This window comes from Micrococcus endophyticus, from assembly GCF_014205115.1.
GTDB lineage: Bacteria > Actinomycetota > Actinomycetes > Actinomycetales > Micrococcaceae > Micrococcus > Micrococcus endophyticus.
Map to the genome: position 1 here is coordinate 820,734 of NZ_JACHMW010000001.1, position 14,691 is coordinate 835,424.

A 14,691-nucleotide genomic window follows, 5' to 3' on the forward strand; every position below is an offset into this window, starting at 1 on the left:
GCGGGCCGCGCGGGTCAGTCGGTCATGGCCTCGTCGATCGCCACCGCGAGGCGCAGCGGGTCGTGGACCTGGGGGTCCTGGGCACTGCTCACTCTACTGAACGCCACGCGGGCCCCCATCCGGGCGGCCTCGGCCTCGACGGCGGCGCGGTCGGTGACGGCGTCCACGTCCGCGATCACCACGTCCAGGCGCAGGTCCGGGGCGTGGGAGTGCAGCACCCGCAGGTGGTCCGCGTGCGTCAGGCCCGTGGTCTCCTGGTCGCCCGTGCGCAGGTTGAGCACCATGAGGCGCCGCGCCGCGGTGGCGTCCAGCGCCTGGCGCACCTCCGGCATGAGCAGGTGCGGCAGCACCGAGGTGTAGAGCGAGCCCGGGCCGAGCACCACCCAGTCGGCGAGCTCGATGGCGGCCAGCGCCTCGGGCGTGGCGGGCGCGTCGGACGGGCTCAGCCGCACGTCCGTCACCCGGCCCTCGAAGGCGGCGACCGCGAGGGCCACCTGCCCCTCGACGCGGCGGGTGCGCAGGCCGCCGTCGGGGCCCGCGCTGAGCACGTCCCCGCCGATGGTCAGCGGGACGCGGGAGACCGGGAGCACCTCGCCGTGGGCCCGCAGCAGGGCGCCGGCCCAGCGCAGCCCGTCCACGGGGTCCCCCAGCAGCTCCCACAACGCCACGATCAGCAGGTTGCCGAGCGCGTGGTTGTCCAGGGTCGCCTCCTCCGCGTCCACCTCGGTGGAACGGAAACGGTGCTGCATGACCTGGGCCCACGTGCGCCCCCAGTCCGTGTCGTCGCACAGGGCGGCCAGCGCCATGCGCAGGTCCCCGGGCGGCAGGACCGCCATCTCGCGGCGGATCGTGCCGGAGGAGCCGCCGTCGTCGGCCACGGTGACGATCGCGGTGAGGTGCCCCGCCACGTGCCTCAGGGCCGTGAGCGAGGCGGAGAGGCCGTGTCCGCCGCCCAGGGCGGTCACCCGGATGGCGGGGCGGGTCATGCCGCCGGCGGGGCCGCGCACGGCCGTTCCGACGCCGGGGGGCAGGGGCAGCTGCCCCGTCAGCGGGGAGGTCACTCGCGCCCCATGTCCCGGTGCTGGACCTGCACCGTCACGTGGGGCACCTGCGCCAGGCGCCGCGCCAGCTCCTCGGCCACCGCCACGGAGCGGTGCTTGCCGCCCGTGCAGCCGATCGCCAGGGTCGCGTAGTGCTTGTTCTCGCGGCGGTAGCCCTCGAAGACCGGGGCGAGCATGGCCGTGTAGGAGCGCAGGAAGTCCTCCACCCCCGGCCGGGTGAGGACGTAGTCCGAGACCTCGGCCTCCGTGCCCGTGTGGGGGCGCAGCGCCGGCACCCAGTGCGGGTTGGGGATGAAGCGCATGTCCGCCACGAAGTTCGCGTCCGCGGGGACGCCGTACTTGAAGCCGAAGCTCATGAGGGTCAGGCGCAGGGTCACCGGCCCGGAGTCGGAGAACAGCTCGGTGATCTCGGTGGCCAGGCCGTGCACGTTCAGCTCGGTGGTGTCCACCACGACGTCGGCGCGCGCCTTGAGCTCGGCGAGCACGTCGCGCTCGGCGCGGATCCCGTCCAGCAGGCTCGCGTTGCCCTGCAGCGGGTGGGGCCGCCGGCCGGCCTCGAAGCGGCGCACCAGCACGTGCTCGTCCGCCTCGAGGAACACCATGCGGTACTCCACCCCGTTGTTCTCCAGCTGCTGCAGCGCGGCGTGCAGCTCGGGGAAGTAGGCGCGGGAGCGCACGTCCACCACGATCGCCAGGCGCGGGAACGCCTCGGGCGAGCGGGCCACGAGGTCGGCGAGCGTGATGAACAGCGGCGGCGGCATGTTCTCCACCACGTACCAGCCGTGGTCCTCCAGGGCGTGGGCGGCCGTGGTGCGGCCGGCTCCGGACATGCCCGTGATCACGAGCACCTCGGACGTCGGCGGCTTCTCGGGCCGCAGGCTCTCCTCGCTCATGGCTCCACTGTATCCGGCTGCTCGGCGGGGGCCAGGGCGGCGTGGACGGTCTGCGCGAGCGTGGGGCCGATGCCCGCCACCTCCGTCAGGCGCTCCACGCCGGCGGCCCGGATCTGCGCCACGGAGCCGAAGTGGTTCAGCAGGGCCGTGCGCTTGGCGGGCCCGAGCCCGGGGATCCCGTCCAGGGCGGAGGCGGTCATTGCCTTGGCCCGGCGGCCGCGGTGCCCGGCGATCGCGAACCGGTGCGACTCGTCGCGGATGCGCTGGAGCAGGTAGAGCCCCTCGGAGGTGCGCGGCAGCACCACGGGGAACTCGTCCCCGGGCAGCCAGACCTCCTCGAGGCGCTTGGCCAGGCCCACCACGGGCAGGTCGTCCAGGCCGAGCTCCTCGAGCACGGCCGCCGCGGCGGCCACCTGGGGCGGGCCGCCGTCGACGACGACGAGGGAGGGCGGGTACGCGAACCGCCGGTCCCGGCCCTCCTCCTCGCCCTCGAGCTGCCCCGAGAGCGGGGCCCCCTCGGCGCGCTCCTCGGCCAGCCGGGCGAAGCGGCGGCGCAGCACGTCCTTCATCGAGGCGGTGTCGTCCCGGGCGGCCTCCCCCGTGACGTTGAAGCGCCGGTAGTCCTTCTTCTTCGGCAGCCCGTCCTCCATGACCACCATCGAGCCGACCACGTTGGTGCCCTGCGAATGCGAGATGTCGTAGCACTCGATCCGCAGCAGCGGCTCGGGGATCTCGAGCGCCTCCTGCAGCTCGCGCAGCGCGGCCGAGCGCGTGGTGAGGTCCCCGGAGCGCCGGGACTTGTGCAGCTTCAGCGCCATCTCGGCGTTCTCGCGCACGGTCTCCATCAGGTCGGCCTTGGTCCCGCGCCGGGGCACCCGCACGTTCACCCGCGCCCCGCGCAGGCCGGAGAGCCACTCGACGAGCTGGGCGGCGTCGTCGGGCTCGGCCGGGACCAGGATCTCGTGCGGGATCCGGTCCTCACCCGCGAGGTCGCCGTAGACCTGCTGGAGCAGGTGCGTCACCATCTCCGGCTCGGAGACGTCCTCCACCCGCTCCATGACCCAGCCGCGCTGGCCCCGGATGCGGCCCTGGCGCACGTGGAACACCTGGACGGCCACCTCGAGCTCGTCCGCGTGCAGGGCGAAGATGTCCGACTCCGTGCTCTCGGGCAGCACCACGGCGTTGCGCTCGAACACGCGGCGCAGGGCCGCGATGTCGTCCCGCAGGCGGGCGGCGTCCTCGTAGCGCAGCTCCTCGACGGCGCCCTGCATCGCCCGCTCCAGCTCGCGGATGAAGCGCTGGGCGTCCCCGGCCATGAAGTCGCAGAAGTCCTGGGCCAGCTCGCGGTGCTCCGCGGGGCTGATCCGCCCCACGCACGGGGCCGAGCACTTGCCGATGTAGCCGAGCAGGCAGGGCCGGTCCTGGGCGCGGGCGCGCTTGAACACGCCCGCCGAGCACGTGCGGACCGGGAAGACGCGCAGCATCAGGTCCACCGTCTCGCGGATGGCCTTCGCGGGGTGGAACGGGCCGAAGTACTTCACCCCGGGGCGGCGGTCCCCGCGCATCACCTGCACGCGCGGGAACTGCTCGTTCATGGTGACGGCCAGGTACGGGTACGACTTGTCGTCCCGGTACATGATGTTGAACCGCGGCCGGTACTCCTTGATCCAGGTGTACTCCAGCTGCAGCGCCTCGAGCTCGGAGCCGACCACGGTCCACTCCACCGCGGCCGCGGTGAACACCATGGTCCGCGTCTTGGTGGTTAGCCGGGCGGGGTCCTGGAAGTAGGAGCCGAGGCGGGCGCGCAGGTTCTTGGCCTTGCCCACGTAGACGACGCGGCCGTCCGCGTCCCGGAACCGGTAGACGCCGGGCGAGGTGGAGATCTCGCCCGGGGCGGGGCGGTAGGAGGCGGGGTCAGCCACGGGCGCCCGGGGCGGCGTTGTACGCGTCCACGCGCTCCTGCCCCGAGAGCGCGCCGATGGCGTCCATGATCGCGGCGGTGGCGTCGCGCCGCTGCGGCAGGGTGTGGCGCCGGCCGGGGTGGCCGAAGTCCAGGGGGGCGCCCACACGCACGGCGAAGCGGTGGGGGCGGAACCCGTTGGTGTCCGGCGGCTGCAGGTGCTGGGTGTCCACGAGGCCCACGGGGACCACGGGGGCGCCCGTGGTGAGGGCCAGCCAGGCGGCGCCGGTGCGCCCGCGGTAGAGGCGGCCGTCGCGGCTGCGGGTGCCCTCCGGGTAGATCCCCACGCCCTGGCCCGAGTCGAGCAGGCCCACGAGGGACTCGAGGGCGGCGACGGAGGCCGCCTGCTCGCCACGGCGCACGGGCACGGAGCCCACGGACTCGAAGAACCACCGCTGGGCCCGGCCGCGCACGCCGGCGCCGGTGAAGTACTCCTCCTTGGCGAAGAAGTGCACGGGCCGCGGGGCCAGCGCCTGCAGGATCACGGAGTCGAAGAAGGACAGGTGGTTCGAGGCCATGATGAACGGCCCCTCGGCGGGGACCTGGTCCATGTCGGTCACCTCGGGGCGGCAGGTGAGGCGCAGCAGCGCGGCGGCGCTCCTGCGCACGGGCTCCGACGTCGCCATGTCTCTCCTTCGTGCTCGTCCGGCCTCTCCCGTCGCGGGGCGTGCCCCGCGACGCGGCCCGCGGCGGGGGCCGCGGGCTGCGCCCATGCTACGCGAGCAGCTCGGCCAGGAACCGGCCCGTGTGGCTCGCCTCCACCCGGGCGACCTCCTCGGGGGTGCCGGTGGCCACGATCGTGCCGCCGCCGGAGCCGCCCTCGGGGCCCAGGTCGATCACGTGGTCGGCGCACTTCACCACGTCCAGGTTGTGCTCGATGGTGATCACCGTGTTGCCCTTGTCCACGAGGGACTGCAGCACCTGCAGCAGCTTGCGGATGTCGTCGAAGTGCAGGCCCGTGGTGGGCTCGTCCAGCACGTAGACGCTGCGCCCGTTGGAGCGCTTCTGCAGCTCGGCGGCCAGCTTGACGCGCTGGGCCTCGCCGCCGGAGAGCGTGGTGGCCGGCTGGCCGAGGCGCACGTAGCCCAGGCCGACGTCCACGAGGGTGTCCAGGTACCGGGAGATGCGGGTGTAGGCGCTGAAGAACTGCGCCGCCTCCTCGATCGGCATGTCCAGGACCTCGGCGATGTTCTTGCCCTTGTACGTCACCTCGAGGGTCTCGCGGTTGTACCGGGCGCCGTCGCACACCTCGCAGGGCACGTACACGTCCGGCAGGAAGTTCATCTCGATCTTCAGCGTGCCGTCGCCCGAGCAGGCCTCGCACCGGCCGCCCTTGATGTTGAAGGAGAACCGGCCCTGTTGGTAGCCGCGCACCTTCGCCTCGGGGGTCTCCGCGAACAGCTTGCGGATCGCGTCGAACACGCCCGTGTACGTGGCCGGGTTCGAGCGCGGCGTGCGCCCGATCGGGCTCTGGTCCACGTGGACCACCTTGTCCAGGTGCTCCAGGCCGTCCACGGCGCGGTGCCGGCCGGGCACGAGCTTGGCGCCGTTGAGGCGGTTGGCCAGGACCTTGTAGAGGATCTCGTTGATCAGCGTGGACTTGCCGGAGCCGGAGACGCCGGTGACGGCGGTGAGCACCCCCAGCGGGATGTCCACGGACACGTCCTTCAGGTTGTTCTCCCGGGCGCCGCGCACCGTGAGCGTCCGCCCCTCCTGCGGGGCGCGGCGCGTCTCCGGCGCGGTGATGGCGCGGCGGCCGGCGAGGTAGTCGCCCGTGATCGAGGCGGTGTTGGCCTTGAGGTCCTCGAGGGAGCCGGAGTGGACCACCTCGCCGCCGTGCTCGCCGGCGCGCGGGCCGATGTCCACGATCCAGTCCGCCTCGGCGATGGTGTCCTCGTCGTGCTCCACCACGATCAGCGTGTTGCCCAGGTCCCGCAGCCGCAGCAGGGTCTCGATGAGGCGGCGGTTGTCCCGCTGGTGCAGTCCGATGGACGGCTCGTCCAGCACGTACAGCACGCCCACCAGGCCGGAGCCGATCTGGGTGGCCAGGCGGATGCGCTGGGCCTCGCCGCCGGAGAGCGTGCCGGCCGGGCGCTCGAGGTTCAGGTACTCCAGGCCCACGTCCAGCAGGAACGCCAGGCGCGCAAGGATCTCCTTGAGCACCTGGTCCGCGATCTGCCGCTCGCGCGCGGACAGCTCGAGGCCGGCGAGGAAGTCCCGCGCCTCGCGCAGGGGCAGGCGGGTGGCCTCGGCGATCGACAGCCCGCCCACGAGCACGTTCAGCACCGTGGGGTTCAGGCGCGCGCCGTGGCAGACGGGGCACGGGATCTCCCGCATGAAGGACTCGTAGCGCTCGCGGGCGCCGTCCGACTCGGTCTCCCCGTGCTTGCGCAGCACGTAGGGGACGACGCCCTCGAAGCCGGTGGTGTAGCGGCGCTCGCGGCCGAACCGGTTGCGGAACGTCACCTCGACCTTGAAGTCCTTGCCGTGCAGCACCGCCTCGCGCTGGGCCGGCTCGAGCTCGCGCCAGGGCGTGTCCAGGGAGAAGCCCATCTCCTTGGCCAGGCCGCCGAGCACGCGCAGCCAGTAGTCCGAGGTGGACTTGCCCAGCGACCACGGCACCACCGCGCCCTCGCGCAGGGACAGCTCGTCGTTGGCCACCACGAGGTCCGGGTCCACCTGCAGACGGGAGCCGATGCCGGTGCACTCGGGGCAGGCGCCGAACGGGTTGTTGAAGGAGAAGGAGCGGGGCTCGATCTCGTCCACGGTCTGCTCGTGCCCATTGGGGCAGGAGAGCTTCTCGGAGAAGGAGCGGTAGCGGGGGTTGCCCTCGGCGTCCCGGCCGCCGAACTCGGCGGTGTTCTTCTTCCCCTTCTCGGCCACGACCTCCACGTCCACGAACTCGGCGACCACGAGGCCGTCCGCGAGCTTGAGCGCGGTCTCCACGGAGTCGGTGAGGCGCTGGCGGATGCCCTCCTTCATGGCCAGGCGGTCGACGACGACGGCGATGGTGTGCTTGACCTGCTTCTTCAGCACGGGCGGGTCCGAGAGCTGGACGGTCTCCCCGTCCACCACGGCGCGGGCGAACCCCTGCGTGGACAGCTCCGCGAACAGGTCCACGAACTCGCCCTTGCGGCCGCGCACCACGGGCGCCAGCACCTGGAAGCGGGTGCGCTCGGGCAGCTCCTCGAGCTGGTCCACGATCTGCTGCGGCGTCTGGCGGCTCACCGGCTCGCCGCACTGCGGGCAGTGCGGCACGCCGACGCGAGCCCAGAGCAGGCGCAGGTAGTCGTAGACCTCGGTGATGGTGCCCACGGTGGAGCGCGGGTTGCGGTTGGTGGACTTCTGGTCGATGGACACGGCCGGGGACAGGCCCTCGATGAAGTCGACGTCCGGCTTGTCCACGCGGCCGAGGAACATGCGCGCGTAGGAGGAGAGGGACTCGACGTAGCGGCGCTGGCCCTCCGCGAAGATCGTGTCGAAGGCCAGGGAGGACTTGCCCGAGCCGGACAGCCCCGTGAACACCACCATGGCGTCCCGGGGGAAGCTGACGTCCACGTCCTTGAGGTTGTGCTCGCGCGCGCCCTGGACGACGATGCGGTCCCGCTCGCCGGAGCGCGCACCGCCGGGGCCCGAGGCGAGGCCCCCCTCGCGGGGCTCGACGGCGGCGGCGGACGGGGTGGTCGTGGAGTTCTTCGGCACCCGCCCAGCATAGGTGCGGGGGCGGACGCGTCAGGGGGCGATCGCCTCTGGGCGAACCGCTCCCCGCCCGCGGGGCGCTGGCGCGCCGGGGCCCCGTCCGTACACTGGGGCGCATGCCCGCCACCGTCGAGAACCGCCTGCTGCACGACCTGCCCGCCGTCACGGTGCGTGCCTGCTCCGTGTCGAAGATGGACAACAACGTGTACCTGCTCACCGCCAAGACGACGGGGGCGCAGGTCCTCATCGACGCTGCGGACGACGCCGAGGCGATCGAGGCCCTGCTGGCCTCCGCCGAGGGCGACACGCCCTGCGCCACCCGCCTGGCCGTCGTCGTGACGACGCACCGCCACTGGGACCACGTCCGCGCCCTCGGGACGATCGCCGCGGCCCACCCGGAGGCCGTGCTGGCCGCCGGCGAGGACGACGCCGACGCGATCGAGGAGGAGGCCGGGGTGCGCATCGGCGATCGGCTGCCCCACGGGGGTGTCGTGGCCGTGGACGGGATCGAGCTGGACGTGATCGGCCTGCGCGGCCACACCCCGGGCTCGGTGGCCCTGGCCTACCGCTCCGACGCCGAGGAGCCGGCCCTGCTGTTCACCGGGGACAGCCTGTTCCCCGGCGGCGTGGGCAACACGGAGAAGGACCCGGAGCGCTTCGCCTCGCTGATCGACGACGTCGAGGCGCGCCTGTTCGGCGAGTACGAGGACGACACGCACGTCCACCCGGGCCACGGCGCCTCCACCGTGCTCGGCGACGAGCGCCCGCAGCTGCCCGCCTGGCGCGACCGCGGCTGGTGAGCCGCCCGGCTCACTCCCCCGGCCGGCGCCCCACCACGAACAGCCGCCGCGACGGATAGATCGTCAGCGGCCCGCCGTCGGCGTCCGTGACGCCGGGCACCGGCGGATACGCCTGCGCCATGGCCCGCCGGTAGCGGGCCACGAACAGCTCCTGCAGGCCCGCGCCCTCCGCGGCGTCCTCCTCGGCGTCCCAGCGGGCCAGGGCCTGCAGGCTCGGTCGCAGGGCCGCGCCCGAGGTCCACCGGAACACCGGGTCCTCGCCCGTCAGCACCTGCTGATACTCCGTCTCCCACACCTGCGGGGACCAGCCCGCCTCGAGGAACAGCCGCGTGTACTCTTCCGGCGGCGCGACGGTCCGCGTGGTCTCCACGCCGTGCAGCGCCTCGGAGAACGCCGGGTCCTCCGCGAGCTCGACGATGGCCGTGTGCGAGGGCTGCTGGTACGGCCGCGGGATCTGCGCGGCGAACCACGCCCCCGGGCGCAGGTCCCCCAGCCAGCGGCGGATCAGGCGGCGGTGCGTGGGGATCCACTGGAGCATCGCGTTCGAGACGACGACGTCCACCAACGCGTCCGGCCGCCACTGCGAGGCGTCCACCCGCTCGAAGCGCAGGTTCTGCGGGGCGCCGGGCTCGGCCAGGCCCGCGCGGGCCCGCTCGAGCATGGCCGTCGAGTCGTCCAGGCCGAGGACCTCGGCGTCCGGCCAGCGCGCCGCGAGCGTGCGCGTCAGGGTGCCGGGCCCGCAGCCCAGGTCCACCACGACGCGCGGGGACTCGGCGTCCACGCGGGCCACCAGGTCGTGGAAGGGCCTCGCCCGGTGCTCGGCGAAGCCCTCGTAGCGCGCGGGGTCCCAGGTGAACCCGGCGGAGTCGCGGCCGGTGGCCTCGTGCTCGGTGCCCATGGCGGCACGGTACCGCGCGCACCGCGGATACGCTGGCCCTGATGACTTCCACCGCAACGAACCCGCCCTCGCTGACCGACCGCGTCGACGCCCTCCCGCCGTCCCCCGTCGCCGACGACGTCTTCAGGGCGTTCACGGCCTGGACGGACGAGCGCGGGATCGCCCTCTACCCGGCGCAGGAGGAGGCCGCCCTCGAGCTCGTCCAGGGCCGGCACGTGATCCTCGCGACCCCCACCGGCTCCGGCAAGTCCCTCGTGGCCCTCGCCGCCCACGCGGACGCCCTGGCCCACGACGCCGTCTCCTACTACACGGCCCCCATCAAGGCCCTCGTCTCGGAGAAGTTCTTCGCGCTCGTGGACGTGTTCGGCGCCCGGGGTCGTGGACGCGCCGTGGCCGGGGTGGACCACCCTCGGCGCCGAGCGCCCGCAGCTGCCCGCCTGGCGCGAACGCGGCTGGTGAGCCGCCCGGTCCGGCACCGGCGATCGACCTACTCCCCGCGCCTGCGCAGGAGAGTCGAGACAGTCGGACGCAGGATGCGGGCCGCAGCCAGCCACGAGGCGATCACCACGACCACGAGCATGCCGGTCACCAGCAGCCCGACCGTCGACAGGCTCGGCGCAGCCGTGCGCCAGGCCACGGAGGGATCCACCAGGCCCGTCTGACCTGCTCGGGAGAGCAGGAGCCACGCCCCGCCCCATCCCAGCCCGATCCCGACGGGTGCGACGGCGAGACACGTCAGGATCTGCTCGAGCGTCACCATGCCGAGGAGGCGTCTCTTCGCGGCGCCATGCACCTGCAGGTGGGCGAACTCGCGGCGCCTGGACACCACGGACCAGCGGGCACAGGCGAAGGCCACACCCGCCGCGATCACGCAGATGACGAGGGTGATGAGGCCGAGGATGCCGGTGGAGCGGGAGGCGTCCCGTGCTGCCTGCGCCTGTTCGGCCAACGTCTGGGACACGTACTGCTCGGGCAGCTCCGTTCCTGCGGGGACGGTGACGAGGATCTGCTCCGATCCCGACCGCGAGGGTGGAGTGCACGTGGAGACGACGTCGTCGGGCGTGAACAGGGGGAAGCCCCGGGGGAACACGCCGACCACCGAGGCCGTGGCGCCCGTGAGACCCGTGGCCTCCACCTCCTCTCCGAGGCGATCGGCCAGCGGGCTGTCCCGGTGGACGCCCCACTCGCAGGAGCCCTCCCGCGGACGGCGCCCCTCGACGTAGGGCACACCCAGGACGTCCATGTCCGAGTGCATCTGCACCATCTCCCCCGCCACCTCGATCAGCGCGTTCTCATCGACCTGGACCGATGTCGCTCCTGTGGCGTCCGCCAGCGCCTGGATCTCCGCGCCGGACATGGGACGGTCCGCCCCGGAGATCCCCTGCACCACATGAGTGCTCCCCCACTCCGGGGATTCGTAGAGCGACGCGGCTGCGTTCCGCGCGTCGAAGGCCGGGACGGCGACGGTCAGCACACCGCCCATGAGAATCGACAGCACCGCCCCCAGCGTGAGTGCAGTCGTGCTCCGCCCACGCAGGTTCGCCACCGCCGCCTCCGCGACGGGGATCCTCATGGCGACACCTCGGCCAGGTCCAGACGACGCGTCGCCCAGCCGTCCCACACCGGATCATGGCTGCACACCAGGACGATGCTCGACTCAGGCAGGGACTGGAAGGCGTCCAGCACGGCGTCACGATTCAGTCGATCCAGGCTGGAGGTCGGTTCGTCGGCGATGACCAGGGGCATTCCGCGCGCGATCGCGATGGCGACAGACACCCGCTGTCGCTCGCCACCGCTGAGTTGACGAGGATGCGTGCCGTCGACGGGAACGCCCCAGGAGCGCAGCAAGGCCTCGGCCTCCGGGTGTGCGTCACCGCACGCACTGCGCAGATTGCGCCGAATGCTCCAGTGGTCGATCAAGGCCGGTTCCTGCAGCACGAAGGAGCTCAACTCGCGTCTGAGCCGTACGGACGTCGCCGACTCGCCGTCGAAGAGCACCTCGCCCGACTCCGCTTCATCCAGGCCGCCCAGTGCATGCAACAGGGCGGTCTTGCCGGAGCCTGACGGTCCATGCACCCAGAGCCGCTCGCCGGAGCGGAGTTCCAGATCGAGAGGCACACGGGCGCACGTGCCGTGGCGAGTGCGCAGCCCGCGTATCTCGAGTTTGTGGTCACCCATGTCCGCCCTCATTCACGACCCATCCACATGTTGTACACCGTGTAGAGAAGGGACGCGCGAAGGTCGGGGATATCGAGCACTTCGTCCTGGGCGACAAGCCATGACACGCCCTCCGCCCCTTCCTTGATCGAGACCTCCGACGTCATCGCGTCCGCGGCCGCCAGCGCCGTCGCATACCACAACTGCTGCCGGGCGCTGACCGACGATGCAAGTGCGTCCTCAAGGAAAGCTATCTCATCACCCGTCGCTGCAACGACGAGATCCGTCGAGAGTCGAGAGGTGATCAGCCAGCTGGCGAGGGCCGCCCCGTCGCCCTCGGCTCTTGACTTCGGGATCCCGAACTGTACCGATTCCGCTCGGCCGGTGTCCCGAGCAGCCATCACGATGAAAGGATTGTAGGGGCCCTCCGGGTCCTCAAGAGCGACCGACTTCGGTTCTACTCCGAAGGGAGGTTCACTGTCGGTGAGGACATGGCAGGCGTTGGCGAGAAGTCGCATATCGGCCCCTCCGCTGTCGCCGACCGCACGGACCGCATCCAAGAGAGCCGCTTTGTCGATGTCGCCGCAATTTCCTCCCGAGAGGTGCAAGAGCGCCCATGTCGTCATGAGGTCGCCCCACACATCCGCATCACCGATGAAGATGCCCTGGACGTGATCCTGCGCGAGGCTGTCCTTCGTCATGCGCAGCACCCGGGCTTCGGCAGGGGCACGGCCCCGCGCCACGGCGGCGGCCTTCCACAGCCCGTGGGCAGCTGCGAGATACCGGTCCTCGGCCTCCAAGGAGGCGAGGGCGTCGTCGAGGATCGTGGGCTGCCCCCGTTTCGTAGGTCCAGTCGTTATGAGAGTCGTCCTGTTGCCCGCGGTCGCGGGCAGGGAGACTGGTCAGATCATGACGAACAGCAGGAAGCGTCACACCCCGGAGCAGGTCGTCCGTAAGCTCGGGCAGGCCGACAGGATGCTCGCCGATGGTCAGGACGTCGCGGCGGTGTGCCGGGAGCTCGGGGTGTCCGAGCAGACGTACTACCGGTGGCGGAACCAGTACGGCGGCCTCAAGGCCGACGACGCAAAGCGCCTGAAGGAGCTGGAGAAGCAGAACGCGACCCTGAAGCGTCTGCTCGCGGAAGCGGAGCTGGAGAAGGCCGCGCTCAAGGAGCTGGCTGAGGGAAACTTCTAAGCCCGGACAGGCGCCGCGCCGCCGTCGATCACCTCAAGCGCAAGTTGCGGGTGAGCGAACGGATGGCGTGCCGTCTGGTCGGGCTGAGCCGCTCCGCGTACCGGCGACCGCTCAAGGGCGACACGGTCGCGGACCCGGATCGGGCGCTCAGGCAGTGGCTGCGCGCCTGGGCGAAGGACCATCCCCGCTACGGGTATCGGCGGGCGTATCACGACGCCCGCGCCGAGGGGTGGGTGGTGAACCACAAGAAGATCCAACGCCTGTGGCGTGACGAAGGGCTCCGGGTCCCGCAGCGGCGTCGACGCAAGCGCGTCGGGTCCTCGACCGTCGACGCGCCGACGGCGGACGCGCCGAACGTGGTGTGGGCGGTGGACTTCCAGTTCGACGCCGACGAGCACGGACGACCGATCAAGATCTGCTCGATCGTCGACGAACACACCCGGGAGTGCATCGGCGACCTCGTGGAGCGCTCGATTACCGCCGACCGACTCACCGCCCACCTCGAGGACCTCGTCGCCGCCCGGGGCGCCCCGGCGGTGCTCAGGTCGGACAACGGGCCGGAGTTCATCAGCGAGGCGATGGCCGACTGGGCCGGCACCCGCACCGGCCTGTCCTACATCCCTCCGGGCTCGCCGTGGCGCAACGGGTACGTCGAGTCGTTCAACAGCCGGATCCGCGACGAGTGCCTCAACATCAACAGCTTCTACTCGCTGCTGCACGCACAGGTCATCATCGGCGACTGGAAGGACGAGTACAACCACCACCGCCGGCACTCCTCGCTCGGCTACCTAACCCCAGCCGAGTACGCTCGGCAGTGCACCCATCAAATGGAAACCGACGACTCACAGAACGTCCGGACCGAATGAAGGGGGCGGCTCAATCGCAGCATCGACCTCGGCGGGTCGCCCGCACGCCACCCATAGGTAGGCGTCGTCGAGGGACTCCTGCCGGTGGGGACACACGGGTTGCGGCCGTGCGGCGCCCCCGTCCCAGGTCTCGCCGTCGGACCAGTCGAAGAGGCGCGCTAGGACGCCCGCGGTGACGGCATCGTCAGCCCAGTGGTCGCCCTGACAACTGTGGGGTGGCTGCTCCGCCGCTGTGCCGGTGACGATGGCGAGCCTGGTCCACCAGGAGGGGGGCAGGTCCAACTCCGACAACATGGCCCTGGCCATGGCGAGGTCGGGAGTCTGGTACTCCACCCCGAGGTACTTCGCGGACAGGAGCCGGTCGAGGGTGAGGGTGACGTCCGGCCGCATCGTGAACGCCGCCGGGTCGGCGAGAAGGCCGTTCTTACCCAGCCAGCTCGCACGAATGGTGTCACCCGAGGAGCCGGTCCGAACCTCAGGGTCCGCGATCACCTGCACGGAGCAGGCGCTCACGGACCCTGAGATCAGACCGACGACGCCCCAAGCGAGGAATCGCCGTCGAGAAGGCATGTGGTCTACCAGAGGCCGATCTGAGTGCACTTGGCCGAGACCTCACCGTAGGAGCCCGGGCCGTTTCCGGTGAGGCACGACTTCGTGGTGATGCCTACCGCAGTCCATGACGGCGTGGCCGTCCCTCTGAGTTCCACCAGATTCGAGACATACTTGGTCCACTTGACGGTGGCCATCTTCGACTGGTTCCCCGACAGAGTCGCAGACGGCGTCTTGGAGACGTTGACAGTCGCATTGATTCCGTTGGCGGAGATGGTGGTGGTGTTCGTGATCCGGTCCATGATACGGCCGCCGTTCTTCTGCAACTGCACCTTGGTGTACCAATCACATGACTTGATGTAGGTGTTGCACTCCCACGCCGAGACATAGAGGGTGCCATAGGGCACCGTGAACGACTGGGACGACGAAGCCGCGTGAGCACCCGACGCGCCAGCGACCGCTGCCACAGCGACGGCGGATCCGGCAAGTGCCTTCTTGATGAAATGAGAACGCGTGAAACTCAACCTCCGCGAGAAAAGAAACTGCTATGAAGTGACACCCCCGGGTCCTTCGCCTGCGTCACGAGACGTGCATCACACCCACAGGGTTGCGAA

Annotated in this window: 13 protein-coding genes and 1 pseudogene; 3 read left to right on the forward strand and 11 right to left on the reverse strand. The window is 71.4% G+C overall.

Annotation, left to right across the window (positions count from 1 at the left end; all coding sequences use genetic code 11):
- Positions 1-14: 14 nt before the first annotated feature.
- The 5 genes from HDA33_RS03705 to uvrA form a co-directional block, all read right to left on the reverse strand.
- On the reverse strand, positions 15-1,061 hold the full coding sequence (locus HDA33_RS03705; RefSeq protein WP_184171032.1) for a uridine diphosphate-N-acetylglucosamine-binding protein YvcK: 1,047 nt from the start codon (positions 1,059-1,061) through the stop codon (positions 15-17).
- Positions 1,058-1,954, reverse strand: a complete 897-nt coding sequence (gene rapZ / locus HDA33_RS03710; RefSeq protein WP_184171037.1) for an RNase adapter RapZ — start codon at positions 1,952-1,954, stop codon at positions 1,058-1,060. The genes HDA33_RS03705 and rapZ overlap by 4 nt, the downstream gene beginning before the upstream one ends.
- Complete coding sequence (gene uvrC / locus HDA33_RS03715) at positions 1,951-3,876, reverse strand: excinuclease ABC subunit UvrC (RefSeq protein ID WP_184171039.1); 1,926 nt, start codon at positions 3,874-3,876, stop codon at positions 1,951-1,953. Before uvrC ends, rapZ begins: the two co-directional genes overlap by 4 nt.
- Positions 3,869-4,540, reverse strand: coding sequence for a lysophospholipid acyltransferase family protein (locus tag HDA33_RS03720; protein WP_184171043.1), 672 nt, complete (start codon positions 4,538-4,540; stop codon positions 3,869-3,871). Before HDA33_RS03720 ends, uvrC begins: the two co-directional genes overlap by 8 nt.
- Before the next feature lie 88 nt (positions 4,541-4,628).
- Positions 4,629-7,616, reverse strand: coding sequence for an excinuclease ABC subunit UvrA (gene uvrA / locus HDA33_RS03725; protein ID WP_184171046.1), 2,988 nt, complete (start codon positions 7,614-7,616; stop codon positions 4,629-4,631).
- A 113-nt stretch (positions 7,617-7,729) separates the two neighbouring features.
- On the opposite strand from uvrA, the gene HDA33_RS03730 reads away from it, so the two are divergent.
- Positions 7,730-8,413: an MBL fold metallo-hydrolase gene (locus HDA33_RS03730; RefSeq protein ID WP_017488113.1), complete on the forward strand. Its 684-nt coding sequence runs from the start codon at positions 7,730-7,732 to the stop codon at positions 8,411-8,413.
- Positions 8,414-8,423: 10 nt separating this feature from the next.
- Here HDA33_RS03730 and HDA33_RS03735 read toward each other — a convergent pair whose 3' ends face one another.
- Positions 8,424-9,311, reverse strand: coding sequence for a methyltransferase domain-containing protein (locus HDA33_RS03735; protein ID WP_184171049.1), 888 nt, complete (start codon positions 9,309-9,311; stop codon positions 8,424-8,426).
- A gap of 41 nt (positions 9,312-9,352) precedes the next feature.
- Here HDA33_RS03735 and HDA33_RS03740 point away from each other — a divergent pair.
- Positions 9,353-9,694, forward strand: a pseudogene (locus tag HDA33_RS03740) (DEAD/DEAH box helicase); the annotation flags it as partial.
- A gap of 104 nt (positions 9,695-9,798) precedes the next feature.
- Here the strand turns inward: HDA33_RS03740 and HDA33_RS03745 are convergent.
- The 3 genes from HDA33_RS03745 to HDA33_RS03755 are packed head-to-tail and all read right to left on the reverse strand — an operon-like array spanning position 9,799 to position 12,268.
- Positions 9,799-10,884, reverse strand: a complete 1,086-nt coding sequence (locus HDA33_RS03745) for an ABC transporter permease (RefSeq protein WP_184171051.1) — start codon at positions 10,882-10,884, stop codon at positions 9,799-9,801.
- Positions 10,881-11,489: an ATP-binding cassette domain-containing protein gene (locus tag HDA33_RS03750; RefSeq protein ID WP_184171054.1), complete on the reverse strand. Its 609-nt coding sequence runs from the start codon at positions 11,487-11,489 to the stop codon at positions 10,881-10,883. The genes HDA33_RS03745 and HDA33_RS03750 overlap by 4 nt, the downstream gene beginning before the upstream one ends.
- Positions 11,490-11,497: 8 nt before the next feature.
- Positions 11,498-12,268, reverse strand: a complete 771-nt coding sequence (locus tag HDA33_RS03755) for a hypothetical protein (RefSeq protein WP_184171056.1) — start codon at positions 12,266-12,268, stop codon at positions 11,498-11,500.
- A 109-nt stretch (positions 12,269-12,377) separates the two neighbouring features.
- On the opposite strand from HDA33_RS03755, the gene HDA33_RS03760 reads away from it, so the two are divergent.
- A protein-coding gene (locus HDA33_RS03760) for an IS3 family transposase (RefSeq protein ID WP_184171058.1) occupies positions 12,378-13,528 on the forward strand; the annotation gives its coding sequence in 2 pieces (ribosomal slippage) (positions 12,378-12,648 and positions 12,648-13,528; 1,152 coding nt in all).
- Here the strand turns inward: HDA33_RS03760 and HDA33_RS03765 are convergent.
- Positions 13,505-14,041 (reverse strand): hypothetical protein, encoded by a 537-nt coding sequence (locus HDA33_RS03765; RefSeq protein ID WP_184171062.1) that lies wholly within the window; start codon positions 14,039-14,041, stop codon positions 13,505-13,507. The genes HDA33_RS03760 and HDA33_RS03765 overlap by 24 nt on opposite strands.
- A gap of 62 nt (positions 14,042-14,103) precedes the next feature.
- Positions 14,104-14,601 carry a hypothetical protein gene (locus HDA33_RS03770; protein WP_184171065.1) on the reverse strand — a complete coding sequence of 166 codons (498 nt, stop codon included), beginning with the start codon at positions 14,599-14,601 and terminating at the stop codon, positions 14,104-14,106.
- Positions 14,602-14,691: the final 90 nt, after the last annotated feature.